Here is a 12,775-nt window from a genome sequence, read left to right on the forward strand (position 1 = left end):
TGCGCCGGTATGGCGCGGCAGACCTACTTGGTGATCTTCGAAACCACGCCCGAACCAACGGTACGGCCGCCTTCGCGGATAGCGAAACGCAGACCTTCGTCCATGGCGATCGGTGCAATCAGCTTCACGCCGATCGAAACGTTGTCGCCTGGCATAACCATCTCGGTGCCCTCTGGGAGAACAACTTCACCGGTTACGTCGGTAGTGCGGAAGTAGAACTGTGGACGGTAGTTGGCGAAGAATGGCGTGTGACGGCCGCCTTCGTCCTTCGACAGCACATAGACCTCGGCATCGAAGTCTGTGTGCGGGTTCACATGGCCTGGCTTGGCCAGAACCTGTCCACGCTCCACGTCATCACGGCCAACGCCGCGGATCAGTGCACCGATGTTGTCGCCTGCCTGACCCGAATCGAGCAGCTTGCGGAACATTTCAACGCCGGTCACGGTCGTCTTCGAAGTGTCCTTGATACCGACGATTTCAACTTCGTCGCCAACATTCACGATGCCGGTTTCAACACGGCCGGTAACAACCGTACCGCGACCCGAGATCGAGAACACGTCTTCGATAGGCATCAGGAAAGGCTGATCAACCGGACGCTCTGGCTGCGGGATGAACTCGTCAACCGCATTCATAAGCGCAATGATCGATTCCTTGCCGATGGCATCGTCACGGCCTTCAAGAGCGGCCAAAGCCGAACCCTTGATGATCGGAATGTTATCACCGTCGAAATCGTAGCTGGACAGCAGTTCACGAACTTCCAGTTCGACCAGCTCGAGGATTTCCTCGTCGTCGACCTGATCAACCTTGTTCATGTAAACCACCAGAGCCGGAACACCGACCTGACGCGAAAGCAGGATGTGCTCGCGGGTCTGCGGCATGGGGCCGTCAGCAGCGTTCACAACCAGAATAGCGCCATCCATCTGGGCAGCACCGGTGATCATGTTCTTCACATAATCGGCGTGACCCGGGCAATCGACGTGCGCATAGTGACGGGCACCAGTTTCGTACTCAACGTGAGCAGTCGAAATGGTGATACCGCGTTCGCGCTCTTCAGGAGCCTTGTCGATGTTTGCGAAATCAACAGCAGCACCGCCGTGGACTTCAGCCATCACCTTCGTGATCGCTGCAGTCAGCGTAGTCTTGCCGTGGTCAACGTGACCAATGGTGCCGACGTTACAGTGCGGCTTGTTCCGCTGAAATTTTTCCTTCGCCATTTTCTCTTATTAACCTCTGTCTAAAATTGAAAGTTGTGCGGGGAGAGAGAGACGGCACCCGCGAAACAGGCGCCGCCCCTAGCTGTATCGCTCGCCTTAGGCAAGCTTCTCCTTGACCTCTTGTGCCACGCTGGCCGGAACTTCGTCATAGTGGCTGAACTGCATCGAGTATTGAGCGCGGCCCTGACTGAAGGATCGGAGCTCGTTCACGTAGCCGAACATGTTGGCCAGCGGCACGAACGCTTCGACCGCTGTGGCGATACCGCGCGTGTCGGTGCCTTGGATCTGGCCACGACGCGAGTTGAGATCGCCAATAACATCACCGAGATAATCCTCGGGGGTAACGACTTCAACCTTCATGACTGGCTCAAGCAGTTTGATGCCGGACCTTTCGGCCACTTCGCGCATGGCACCGCGTCCACAGATTTCGAAAGCGATCGCGCTAGAGTCGACGTCATGGTATTTGCCGTCAAGCAGCTCGATTGTGAAGTCGATGATCGGGAAGCCGATCAGGTAACCGCTTGCAGCCTGGTCACGCATACCCTTTTCGATCGCCGGGATGAATTCCTTCGGAATGTTCCCGCCCTTGACGCTGTCATCGAAGACGATGCCCTGGCCGCGTTCCCCGGGGCTCACGCGAACCTTGGCTTCACCAAATTGACCAGAACCACCCGATTGTTTCTTGTGGGTATAGGTCACTTCCACCTGACGGCCGAGCGATTCGCGATACGCCACCTGCGGCGCACCAACGTTGGCTTCGACCTTGAATTCGCGTTTCATACGATCAACCAGAATGTCGAGGTGAAGCTCGCCCATGCCCTTGATGATCGTCTGGCCCGATTCGTGGTCGGTCGAAACGCGGAACGAGGGATCCTCGGCAGCAAGACGATTGAGCGCGACGCCCATCTTTTCCTGGTCAGCCTTGGTCTTCGGCTCCACCGAGAGCTCGATCACAGGCTCTGGGAATTCCATACGCTCCAGAATGATCGGGTGCGCCGGGTCACACAGCGTGTCACCCGTGGTGGTTTCCTTCAGACCTGCAATCGCAACGATATCGCCGGCAAATGCCTCTTCGATGTCTTCACGGTTATTGGAGTGCATCAGCAACATGCGGCCGATCTTTTCCTTCTTGTCCTTCACCGAGTTCAGAACGCCGCCCTTGGAGAGCGTGCCCGAATAGATGCGGGTGAAGGTGAGCGAACCGACAAACGGATCGTTCATGATTTTGAAGGCCAGCGCAGAGAACGGGGCGTCATCGCGTGATGGACGAACCTCTTCCTTGTCGCTGTCCGGCAGGACGCCCTTGATCGACTCAACGTCGGTCGGAGCAGGCATGTAATCGACCACGGCATCAAGCAAAGGCTGCACGCCCTTGTTTTTGAAGGCAGAGCCACAAAGCACAGGCACGAACGCCTGGTCCATGGTGCCCTTGCGGATCAAACGCTTGAGTGTAGCTACGTCGGGCTCATTGCCCTCGAGGTAAGCTTCCATTGCCTCGTCATCTTGTTCGACGACGAGCTCGATCATCAGCTCACGGTATTCTGCAGCCTTGTCAGCCATGTCTTCGGGAACATCGATGTAGGAGAAATCGGCACCAAGACCGTCATTTTCCCACACGATACCGCGGTTGTTCACGAGATCGACCACGCCGCGCAGATCGCCTTCGATACCGATCGGGAGATACAACACGAGCGGCTTTGCGCCGAGGCGGTCGATGATTGACTGAACACAGTAGTAGAAATCGGCACCGGTGCGGTCCAACTTGTTGATGAAGCACATACGCGGAACTTTATACTTGTCCGCCTGGCGCCATACGGTTTCGGACTGCGGCTCAACGCCGGCAACGCCGTCAAAAACCGCGACCGCGCCATCGAGCACGCGCAAGGAACGTTCAACTTCAATGGTGAAGTCGACGTGGCCCGGCGTATCGATGATGTTGATGCGGTGCTTTGGACCCTTGCCATCTTCGGCGGACCAGAATGTGGTCGTCGCGGCAGACGTGATGGTAATCCCGCGCTCCTGCTCCTGTTCCATCCAGTCCATCGTCGCGGCACCATCGTGCACTTCGCCGATTTTGTAGGATTTGCCAGTGTAATACAGAATACGCTCTGTCGTAGTGGTCTTGCCGGCATCGATGTGAGCCATGATGCCGATGTTGCGATAACGCTCCAGCGGATAGTCGCGGGCCATGTGGAATTCCTCGTAAGGTTCGGGATGCGAGAATGTGCTCGCGCCCTATGTAGTGACTTTAAGTGACCACTTGAAGACCGGGACACCCTGCCCCGGTCTTTCAAGCAGAACGTCTTACCAGCGGTAGTGGCTGAACGCGCGGTTGGCATCCGCCATGCGGTGCGTATCTTCACGCTTTTTCACAGCATTGCCGCGGTTGTTGGCCGCATCCATCAGCTCACCCGAAAGACGGGCGCTCATGGTGGTTTCTGCACGGCCGCGAGCAGCAGCGATCAACCAGCGAATGGCGAGCGCCTGAGCACGTTCGGGGCGAACTTCGACAGGCACCTGATAGGTGGCACCACCAACACGGCGGCTGCGAACTTCGACCTGCGGCTTCACATTATCGAGAGCGGTGTGAAACAGCTCAACCGGATTGGCCTTGGCCTTGGCTTCGACTGTATCCAGTGCGGTGTAGACGATGCCTTCAGCAACAGCCTTCTTACCGTCGAGCATGAGGTTGTTCATGAACTTCGACAGGATCTGATCACCAAACTTGGGATCGGGCAGAATGATCCGCTTTTCGGGACGACGACGACGTGACATAATTCGTAACTCCTTCGGAGTGGGGCGGTGCCAGCCCTCTCCCCCTCCCAGCCACCCGATACCGTATCGGATAATCATCGGGTGGCTGGGAGGGGGAGAGGGCTGGAACCGCAAGGGAGGGACGGATGTCCCGACCGCACCCAACAAATAACTCCCCGCCGCAAGCGCCATGCTCACGGCGAACAAAAACCTTATTTCGGGCGCTTGGCGCCGTACTTCGAACGGGACTGGCGGCGATCTTTCACACCCTGCGTGTCGAGCACGCCGCGCAGCACGTGATAACGCACACCGGGAAGGTCGCGTACACGGCCGCCGCGGATCAGCACCACGGAGTGTTCCTGCAGATTGTGGCCTTCACCCGGAATATAGGCGATGACTTCGCGCTGGTTGGTCAGACGGATCTTCGCAACCTTACGCAGTGCCGAGTTCGGCTTTTTCGGGGTCGTCGTGTAGACGCGCGTGCAAACGCCGCGCTTCTGCGGGCTGGATTCCATCGCCGCAGACTTGCTCTTCTTGACGATGGGACTGCGGCCCTTGCGGACCAGCTGGTTAATAGTCGGCATTCGTTTCTCTTCACCTGATTTAGGAAGCACCCACATCAACCCCGTTCGTGCTGAGCTTGTCGAAGCACTGCCCTTTTCAAGGCAAGGCCGAAACAAGGAAAACAACCCTTCGACAAGCTCAGGGCGAACGGAAGAAGGTGTGGAGACCTCCAAATGAGTGGCACCAAAGGCACCGGATGGATTGTTTGAAAGGTCCGTGCAAATAAAGCCCGTTCGTCCTGAGGCTGCCAGAGGACATTGCCTCCAACCCGCCGGACGCGGACAATTGCACGAGCCTGAAACACTCCACCCGAACGCACAAAGGCACCGGGTTACTTTGGCGGCTGCCCCGGCGGTATCGCTACCGCCCCAATAGAAAAGAGCCCCTCACTAATGCGAGGAGCCCCGGGACATGACCGGCAATGTTCAGCTCTATCTGACCATGGCCGCTGGTTAGAGCATGCCTTGGATGAGGGCGCACTTAATTGGATTTGGTGTGGGGGTCAAGTGATCGCTATCTACTACTCGTATTTGTTTCTCTGGCGCTCACTGCTGGCCTCTGGCTCATTCAAAGCCTCAATCAACTCTGAAAGAACTATCAAATCGCAAAGTTTCGCCCCATTTTCTAAATCGGTCAAAGTATGGGTAACTCCATGGAACTGTCGCTGATCTGCATTCTCAGGTATCAATAAAGAGGTAATGCCATAACGCTCAGAATAAAGGCTTCCGGTTTGCCAACAAACGCAAAGATCGACATCATTCACATTTTTGTCATGCGTATCGAAGTCCTCGACAAGCCCATCCAATGAAAATTTGTATTCTAAAATGCGAGGTGGTGTGACCTTCCCACTGAGCGCCTCAGATAGTTCCAATGTCACTCCCAACGGATTTGAGGCCTCATCATAGACATAAAGTTCGCTGGGCAAGTCAAAAGCAATTTTTACTAAGCCATCATATGTAAAACGTTCGTTTGTGGACATAATTTGAAGCCCACGCACCACTCCGCCAGCGATAAGTTGATTGAAAAGTGCAATTACGTCCTGCTCGCGCGTTGGCTCTGAGGTCACAGATACCCGCTCGGTAGGAGCAAAGAAATGTTCGCTCTCAAGCTTAAGAGGCAAATTACCTTCATGCGCGAGCATTCTCTCCTTCCACTCACTAACTTTTAATTCCCGCACCAAATCTGGAGCAACTCCAGTGTTCGCCTTTAGCTGAGAACGCAGTTTCGCAAGTATGCTATCCGTTATTTTCTTCGCAACCGATTTTGAAAAATCTGCCAATTCTCGATGAAAACCCTTTCGGCCCATGTCTGGAGAATAATTGTCGAAATGAACCAAAAAATGGATTTGATTTTGGCGGCCGATGTTGCGGTCCAATGGGATTACGAGCGGCTCTCCCTGAGGCATACGGTTTGCGGCAAGCTGTATCCCCGCATGAAGAACTTTGTAATTGCTCCTAATGCCCAAGCTTTTATTAAATTTTGTCCAAAGTTTAGCGGTGTATCCAAATTCTACAGAAATAGTCGGAACGTATCTTTCTAATACCTCTCGTTCCTCCTCAGCTAGATCAGCACCCATAATTTGCGCGATTTCATCTGCTGACCAGGTGTCCCAGAGAAAATCCAATTGACGAAATTTATCCGGAAGTGCTCGACCCGGACCAAACTTTTCAAATAGTCTCCGTGCTTCCGCATCGACATCCCGTATTCTCGCGATCTTCCCACCTTGCTTATGAAGCCACAAGTAAGCGACACTGTCGGGCTCGATCGAGGTTTCGCCATTTTCGCTTCTAACTACGATTTTGGTCTTTATGGAGTCATCTTCCACAACAGAACCTAGGCCAGTTTTTATGGCCAAAATGTTTGCCCACTTCTCAGCGTCGTCGGCCATCACCCAGCTCAGCTTTCTAGGGTGAGTGGAGTCATCAAATCTGACTGTTATCGATACGCCACGCTCAAAGTTACTGAACTCAGGATCGGCAGACTGGCCGTCGGAGGGTTCAATCCTTGGATTTGCCGCCGCACCCATTTCATAGAGCCAATTTCTAGCTCCTCGGATCCGACCGGCGGCCGCAAATCCAGGTGTCTTGGTTTCAATCCTCATGTAATTGAATCCGTACGCTACATACGTCGCGCCAACGCCTTTGTGGCCCCTTGTGTTTCCCGACTTGAAAGAGAAATTAGGAGCTAAAAATTGCTGGAATTTTTGCTCATCGAGACCAATTCCGTTGTCTGATACTGTCAGCGAATTATTCACAATATCTATTAGAATAGACACAGTCGGAACATAATTTGCTTTGTTGCCATCGCTCGCCTCGAGAGCCCGCCTGGCCTCCACGGCATCGAGTGCGTTTTGGATTAACTCGGAGAATGGATCATACCAACCGACATATGAACTCAGGATGTTAGTAATCTCGCGCTTTAGCGCCGCAAGTGCGGCCTCGTTCACGTGGGTATTCTTAAATTCCAGAGGATCGAATGGGACGAAGGTCATCGCGTGTGAGAACTTTCATAGATAGGGGATTTGTCTTTCGACTACGCGCAACAGACTCACAAAGAAACTGTTTTCAAGTGAACGTGCATGGCAGCTTTGGCAAAGCGGCTGTCCAACTTGCATTGCGCGCAACAGCTTTTGGTAACGGCAAAAATCACTGAGCAGAAAAGGGGAAAACAGAACGGGAGTTTCGAGATTTCCCTAATTTTGAGGTTATCACTTTCCTACACCCTCACCCCCATGCTCCCCATCCCGCATGAGCAATCACCACACCAACACCCGCGCTATCGCCAGCCCCCTCTCTGAAACAGCGCCCGAGGACCGTCTCACCGATCCCGAAATCTCCGCGCACCCCCAGACACCTCGCCGCGAGGACCCGGCGGTGCGGGCCCGGGCGCGGGCCACCAGCTACGTCACCGCGCCCGCCGCCTCGCCCCTCCCCGAGGATGATCCGTTGCTGGACTTCACCCCCGTCCCGCACACCAATCCGCGCAAGAACTCCATCACGCCTGATCGCCAGCGCCGCTTTATCGCGCATCTGGCCGCCACCGGCATCGTCAAACAGGCCGCCAGGCACATCGGCGCTTCGCTGGAGGCTTTGTACAAGCTGCGCCAGCGGCCCGGTGCAGAGGGCTTTCGTGCTGCGTGGGAGGCGGCGGTTGATTGCGGCATTGCGCGGCTGGAGGATTGCGCGCTCCAGCGGGCGATAGAGGGGGAGGAGCGGCTGGTCGTCTCCTCCGGCAAGCTGCTCGGCACGGAGCGGCGGCATAACGAGGCGCTGGTGATGTTCCTCCTGCGCCAGCGCCGCGCAGACCGTTACGGCGCGCAGGTGCTGCCCGGCCACCCGCTGTACGAACGCATCCGCGCAGAGGTGCTGGCAGAGCACCGCTCCGCCATGCGCCAGAGCAAGGACGAAGTGCTCGCCAGCCTCAATGCCAAGCTCGACCTGATGCGCGAACGCAAGGCGCAAGCGCAGCGCCTCCTGTCAGAGGGCGGGCTGGAACCGGCGGGAAAGTAGCGGCAAGAGCAGCAACGCATGGGGACCAACGGAAAAAGGGCGGAGTTGCCCCCGCCCTTCTCATGTGGTTCTTGAAAGGTGCGTCCGGTCAGTCCGCCGGCATTACCATCGGCACGGGCGGAGCGGGAATTGAATACTCGTCTCCCATCACGTTCTCCACACGCTCTTCCATACCTTCGGTAATGGTAAGCGTGTAGGCGCCAGCCGATCCGCCAAGACCGGTTACGCGGATACGCATCATATCAAGCAGGCCGGGGTGATCTGCCAGCAGGCCAAGATCGACCGGCAGCATCGCGTTGAGCGTGCCCGAACCATCGTCATCCGATGTCGCCACCGCAAAACCGAGCGGCGTGTCGAAGCCCAGTTCGACAAACGGATCGATGTCCGAACCGAAATCAGGATCGCCGCCTTCGGCTGCGTTCATGCGAATGGTGATCTGCCCGGCGCCACTGCGGATCGTCGCCAGTGCGGCAGGGCTGAGCTGATACAGGATCGAGCTGGGACGCATCCCGTCTTCCATCCACGGTGAGGAAAGTTCACCCGTTGCCTCGTCATTCAGGCCGATCATCTGCAACGGCAACTGCGCCATGGCGGTACGGCGTTCACGGACGCGCAGGGTGTAATCGCCCGTGCTTTCGCCATAACCCATCGCCGCGATGGTGTAGGTGCCTGCTTCTTCAAAAACATGCGTCAACAGCGAATTGAGGCCGTTGCCGCCGTCATCATCCATATTGATCGTCTCGCCATCGGCATCGCGCAGTTCGAGATACGGATCGAGCTCACCTTCGGACAGCAGCGCGACTTCGATCATGTCGCCGGCCTGCGCCGTAAACGTGAACAGGTCCGGTTCACCCTGAACAGTGCCGGTTTCGCGTGACCCGTAGGTTACGGTGCGCGTGACAGGTGCGGTATAGGTGCTGGTGGCAAGGCGCAGGTCGAAACTGCCGCCATAGGTCTCCCCTTCTTCCACCCATGTCGCATCGAAGCTGTTGACCGAGATTACAATGCGCCGGCCTTCCTCACCGCGAATGCGTACGCGGGAATTGAGGTTGTCACCGCCGTCATCATCCTCTGCAATCACATCGCCGGTGGCGGCATCGGTGACTGTTACGATAGGATCGAGGTCGGACGTGGACAGCACATCGATCTGCATGATCGAACCCGCCGGCACGGTTACTTCAAAGGTGGCCGCCTCGCCATCTACCGTGCCCTGGAAAACGCGGACATCGCTTTGCGCCGCATCAAGGTTGACCTGAGCACTGGCCGTGGCGGGCGTAAGCATTGCAGCAGCGCCGATAAGCAGTGCCGTCTTGGTGAATCCGAATCTCATAGAATATGCCCCTCTTCGAAGTTGTTTCCCTGTTACTACCGGCGGCAGTCCCGGGTTTCTAGCGCGTTGTAACTTAATCAGTCCTAGCCTTGCCATTCATCGCAGAGAAGGCCGAACAACCAGGTGTCGCACCAGCCAATGTGCGTTTTCATGGCATGGCGCAAATGCGCCTCCCGCGTGAAGCCAAGGTCCAGCAGCAGGCGCGCGGATGCAGTGTTGCGCGGGTCAACATCACCAAATATCCGGTGATAGCCATCTGCGCGAAACAGGTGGGTGATCAATGCCGACAGACATTCGCGCGCAATGCCTTGCCCTTCATGCCCCGGGATCATGATATATCCGATTTCTGCGACACCGGGGCTGCTCTCACTCGTAAACAGCCGAAATACAGGGGCGCCGCCCTTTTTGGGGACTGCCACCCAGCTTCGCCCTGCACTGCTGTCGAGCAGATATTCGCGCAGCTTGTCCATTTCGTTAAATGGCCCGCGAGACCAGTAACGCATCTGTGCTGCATCGCTGAAGGCCGGCCAGAAGGCCTCTGTATCGCCTGCTTCCAAAGCACGGCAGACAAAGCGATCGGTGGTCAGCGTTGGCGTGTCAGTCATTCAAGATTTCTCAGTTCTGGGTCAAAAACGCCACCAGAGCTTGCACCTTTTTCTGCCGCCATTGCGGGCGCGGGGCGAGTAGCCAGTAGGCGCGGCGGCAGTCTTCGGATTGTCCGATCACTTCAAGCCGCCCACCCGCCAGCGCATCCTCTACCAAAGGCATTGGCAGGATCGCGCGGCCCATTCCGGCTATCACGGACGACAAGACCTGCCCGGCATTCCCGACCTGCAATCCAATGGCTGCGCCTTGCGGCGGTTCATACGTGGGCCAGCTGATCCAGATGTCCGGAGCACCCGGAGCGGCCACGGTCACGCGGCAGCCCTGAATAAGCTGCGCGCCTTCCAGATCATCGGGGCCGTCCACAAGCCGGATGGCCAGATCAAGATTGCTTTCGGTGAAATCGGCATTTTCGTCAGCCACCAGCAGGAACTTGGCCTCCGGGTTGGCTTTCTGGAATTCTGCCAGACGCGGTGCGAGCCATTGCGCGTAAAATTCGCGCGGCGCGGCAATGGCGAAATGGCTGCTGGACTGGCCAGCCTGCATGCCCTGCACGCTCTCCTCGAACCGAAGGAAGCCTTCGCGCAGGGCATCAAGCCCGGCATCGGCCTCATCCGTCAATTCCAGCCCTTTCGACGTGCGCCGGAACAAGACGACTCCCAACACATCTTCCAGCGCGCGAATCTGCTGGCCCACGGCGGCAGGCGTTACCGCCAGTTCGTCCGCCGCGCGGGTGAAGCTGAGGTGCCGGGCGGCGGCATCGAAAACGCGCAAGGCGTTGAGGGGAAGATGTGTGCGTTTCATGTGTCAAGCTGCACTTAGGCAGGCAAAAGCACCTCGGCAAGCCGCAGCGCACACGATCATACCACGCTGCTTGATCGCAGTGCCGCATCATGATCAATGCCGGCCGTTTCATACCGGCAACAGTACATGATCAATTTCGCGATCGGCCTGACTGCGATCTTCGCTGAAATGGCGACACCCGCCTTCCGCATAAAGTTTTTTGGACGGCAATTTCGATCAAGCGCCGGCGGCGCATGAGATTAAACTGAAGAATCCGCAGGTGCAGCCAACGAGAACATCGGGATCGCCACTTCGAACAGCGTGCCGTCGTCGTGGGCGAAGGTGTAGAACCCCTCCATAGTGCCCTGATTAGTTGTCAGCTCGCAGCCGGACACATAATCATGTGTCTGCCCCGGCTCCAGCAGCGGAGTTTCCCCGACCACGCCTTCGCCGTCGACGATGTTCACCATGCCCAGGGAATCGGTGATGCGCCAATGCCGTGTTTTCAGCTGTACGCGTTCATCACGGCCATTTTCGATTCGGATATGATACACCCAGAACCACCGTCCCGCGCCGATCCGAGACTGTTCGGGCATGAAATTCACCGCAACGCGCACGGTCACATCTTTCGTGATCGCAACATGCTGGAACAGGGAAGAGATCGCATCGAAAGCCATGCACACAGCGTAGCGGACTTCACTTGCGCGGCAAAGGGGGCTTTGGCCGATATCCTCTACCAGCAGCTTCTATCCGCCGTATCCAGGCTTTGCGGGACCGGATTCAGGCACTTCTCCCTTGCGCGGACCTAAAGCCCGACCTTGCCCAGTGCCCGGTCGAGATCCTCGATCAGATCGAGCGGGTCTTCCAGCCCGACATTGATGCGCAGCATGCCGTCTTCGATGCCCGCTTCTGCGCGGCCTTCTGCGCCCATGTTGTAATGCGTGGTGCTGGCGGGGTGGCACATCAGCGATTTGGAATCGCCGATATTGTTGGAGATATCGATCAACTCCAGCGCGTTGCACAGCGCCATCGCCTGTTCCTGACCTGCCGGCGCATGAAAGGCGAAGATCGGTCCGGCGGCGACCATCTGCTTTTGCGTCAGCGCATATTGCGGATGGCTGGGCAGGCCGGGGTGCAGCACGCGCAGGCCCTTGTCTTCAAGGAATTGCGCGACCAGCACCGCATTGGCGCTTTGTGCAGGCGCGCGCAGGGGCAGTGTTTCCAGCCCTTTCATCACTACCCACGCGTTAAACGGCGCGCAGATCGGCCCGGTGTTGCGCTGGAACGGGCTGAGATATTCCTCGATCCATGCAGTACTGGAACACACCGCGCCCGCCATCACGCGGCCCTGCCCGTCCATCAGTTTTGTGGCGGAATAAGCGACAATATCCGCCCCGAAATCCAGCGGACGTTGCAGCACCGGCGTGGCAAAGGCGTTGTCGACTACCGTCTTGATCCCCTTGGACCGCGCCAGACCGCACACAAATTCCAGATCGACAATGTCCATCGTGGGATTCGCAGGCGTTTCGAAGAAAAACGCCTTGGTATTGGGCTGCACGGCGGCTTCCCACGCGGCGTTGTCCGTCCCGTCGATCGCGGTGTGGGTGATGCCGAAACGGTTCAGCACATTGTCAAGAATCCAGCGGCAGGAGCCGAACGCGGCACGGCCTGCAACCACGTGATCGCCTGCGCTGAGCATACATAACAAGGAACCGGTCATCGCCGCCATGCCGCTCGCCTGCATCAGGCATGCCTCTGCCCCTTCCATCGCGGCGATGCGCGCTTGCGCCATTTCCACTGTGGGGTTTTTGAAGCGGGAATATTGCATCCCTTCTGCCTCGCCTGCGAAACGCGCGGCGACTTCCTCGGCGCTGTCATAGGCAAAACCGCTGGTAAGATAGAGCGCTTCGCTCGTCTCGCCGTGATGGCTGCGATTGGTGCCAGCGCGCACAGCCTGCGTGGCGGGACGCCACTTGGCGGTGATGGCGGGATCGGTTCCGGTAGTCTTTTTCATGATG

Annotated in this window: 11 protein-coding genes; 1 reads left to right on the plus strand and 10 read right to left on the minus strand. The window is 57.2% G+C overall.

Features of this window, described 5'->3' with window-relative positions:
- Positions 1 to 23: 23 nt before the first annotated feature.
- From tuf to AB731_RS09325, 5 genes are all read right to left on the minus strand, one after another.
- Entirely contained in the window at positions 24 to 1,214 is a 1,191-nt protein-coding gene (gene tuf, locus AB731_RS09305; protein WP_047093347.1) for an elongation factor Tu, read from the minus strand.
- Between the two features lie 96 nt (positions 1,215 to 1,310).
- Positions 1,311 to 3,404 carry an elongation factor G gene (gene fusA / locus AB731_RS09310; protein WP_047093346.1) on the minus strand — a complete coding sequence of 698 codons (2,094 nt, stop codon included), beginning with the start codon at positions 3,402 to 3,404 and terminating at the stop codon, positions 1,311 to 1,313.
- Between the two features lie 114 nt (positions 3,405 to 3,518).
- Positions 3,519 to 3,989: a 30S ribosomal protein S7 gene (gene rpsG / locus AB731_RS09315; protein WP_047093345.1), complete on the minus strand. Its 471-nt coding sequence runs from the start codon at positions 3,987 to 3,989 to the stop codon at positions 3,519 to 3,521.
- A 191-nt stretch (positions 3,990 to 4,180) separates the two neighbouring features.
- Positions 4,181 to 4,552, minus strand: coding sequence for a 30S ribosomal protein S12 (rpsL, locus tag AB731_RS09320; protein ID WP_047093344.1), 372 nt, complete (start codon positions 4,550 to 4,552; stop codon positions 4,181 to 4,183).
- Between the two features lie 500 nt (positions 4,553 to 5,052).
- On the minus strand, positions 5,053 to 6,978 hold the full coding sequence (locus AB731_RS09325; protein ID WP_162199467.1) for an ATP-binding protein: 1,926 nt from the start codon (positions 6,976 to 6,978) through the stop codon (positions 5,053 to 5,055).
- Between the two features lie 301 nt (positions 6,979 to 7,279).
- On the opposite strand from AB731_RS09325, the gene AB731_RS09330 reads away from it, so the two are divergent.
- The gene (locus AB731_RS09330; RefSeq protein ID WP_231638897.1) at positions 7,280 to 8,041 is read left to right on the plus strand and encodes a hypothetical protein; all 762 of its coding nucleotides are present in this window, start codon (positions 7,280 to 7,282) and stop codon (positions 8,039 to 8,041) included.
- A gap of 88 nt (positions 8,042 to 8,129) precedes the next feature.
- Here AB731_RS09330 and AB731_RS09335 read toward each other — a convergent pair whose 3' ends face one another.
- The 5 genes from AB731_RS09335 to AB731_RS09355 all read right to left on the minus strand — a co-directional run bounded on the left by AB731_RS09335 (position 8,130) and on the right by AB731_RS09355 (position 12,771).
- A complete protein-coding gene (locus tag AB731_RS09335) occupies positions 8,130 to 9,371 on the minus strand; it encodes a PPC domain-containing protein (RefSeq protein WP_047093342.1) in 1,242 nt (413 codons plus the stop codon).
- An 83-nt stretch (positions 9,372 to 9,454) separates the two neighbouring features.
- Positions 9,455 to 9,976 carry a GNAT family N-acetyltransferase gene (locus tag AB731_RS09340; RefSeq protein ID WP_047093341.1) on the minus strand — a complete coding sequence of 174 codons (522 nt, stop codon included), beginning with the start codon at positions 9,974 to 9,976 and terminating at the stop codon, positions 9,455 to 9,457.
- A gap of 10 nt (positions 9,977 to 9,986) precedes the next feature.
- Entirely contained in the window at positions 9,987 to 10,778 is a 792-nt protein-coding gene (locus AB731_RS09345) for a LysR family transcriptional regulator (protein WP_047093340.1), read from the minus strand.
- 239 nt (positions 10,779 to 11,017) lie between these two features.
- Positions 11,018 to 11,419, minus strand: a complete 402-nt coding sequence (gene apaG / locus AB731_RS09350; RefSeq protein WP_156167438.1) for a Co2+/Mg2+ efflux protein ApaG — start codon at positions 11,417 to 11,419, stop codon at positions 11,018 to 11,020.
- Between the two features lie 143 nt (positions 11,420 to 11,562).
- Positions 11,563 to 12,771 (minus strand): trans-sulfuration enzyme family protein, encoded by a 1,209-nt coding sequence (locus tag AB731_RS09355; RefSeq protein ID WP_047093338.1) that lies wholly within the window; start codon positions 12,769 to 12,771, stop codon positions 11,563 to 11,565.
- Positions 12,772 to 12,775 lie beyond the last annotated feature (4 nt).

The organism is Aurantiacibacter marinus, assembly GCF_001021555.1.
Classification (GTDB): domain Bacteria; phylum Pseudomonadota; class Alphaproteobacteria; order Sphingomonadales; family Sphingomonadaceae; genus Alteraurantiacibacter; species Alteraurantiacibacter marinus.

What these genes read in the sequence shown, in the direction of transcription:
- tuf (WP_047093347.1), bottom strand. Translation starts at nt 1,214, where the DNA reads ATGGCGAAGGAAAAATTTCAGCGGAACAAGCCGCACTGTAACGTCGGC.
- fusA (WP_047093346.1), bottom strand. Translation starts at nt 3,404, where the DNA reads ATGGCCCGCGACTATCCGCTGGAGCGTTATCGCAACATCGGCATCATG.
- rpsG (WP_047093345.1), bottom strand. Translation starts at nt 3,989, where the DNA reads ATGTCACGTCGTCGTCGTCCCGAAAAGCGGATCATTCTGCCCGATCCC.
- rpsL (WP_047093344.1), bottom strand. Translation starts at nt 4,552, where the DNA reads ATGCCGACTATTAACCAGCTGGTCCGCAAGGGCCGCAGTCCCATCGTC.
- AB731_RS09330 (WP_231638897.1), top strand. Translation starts at nt 7,280, where the DNA reads ATGAGCAATCACCACACCAACACCCGCGCTATCGCCAGCCCCCTCTCT.
- AB731_RS09335 (WP_047093342.1), bottom strand. Translation starts at nt 9,371, where the DNA reads ATGAGATTCGGATTCACCAAGACGGCACTGCTTATCGGCGCTGCTGCA.
- AB731_RS09340 (WP_047093341.1), bottom strand. Translation starts at nt 9,976, where the DNA reads ATGACTGACACGCCAACGCTGACCACCGATCGCTTTGTCTGCCGTGCT.
- AB731_RS09345 (WP_047093340.1), bottom strand. Translation starts at nt 10,778, where the DNA reads ATGAAACGCACACATCTTCCCCTCAACGCCTTGCGCGTTTTCGATGCC.
- AB731_RS09355 (WP_047093338.1), bottom strand. Translation starts at nt 12,771, where the DNA reads ATGAAAAAGACTACCGGAACCGATCCCGCCATCACCGCCAAGTGGCGT.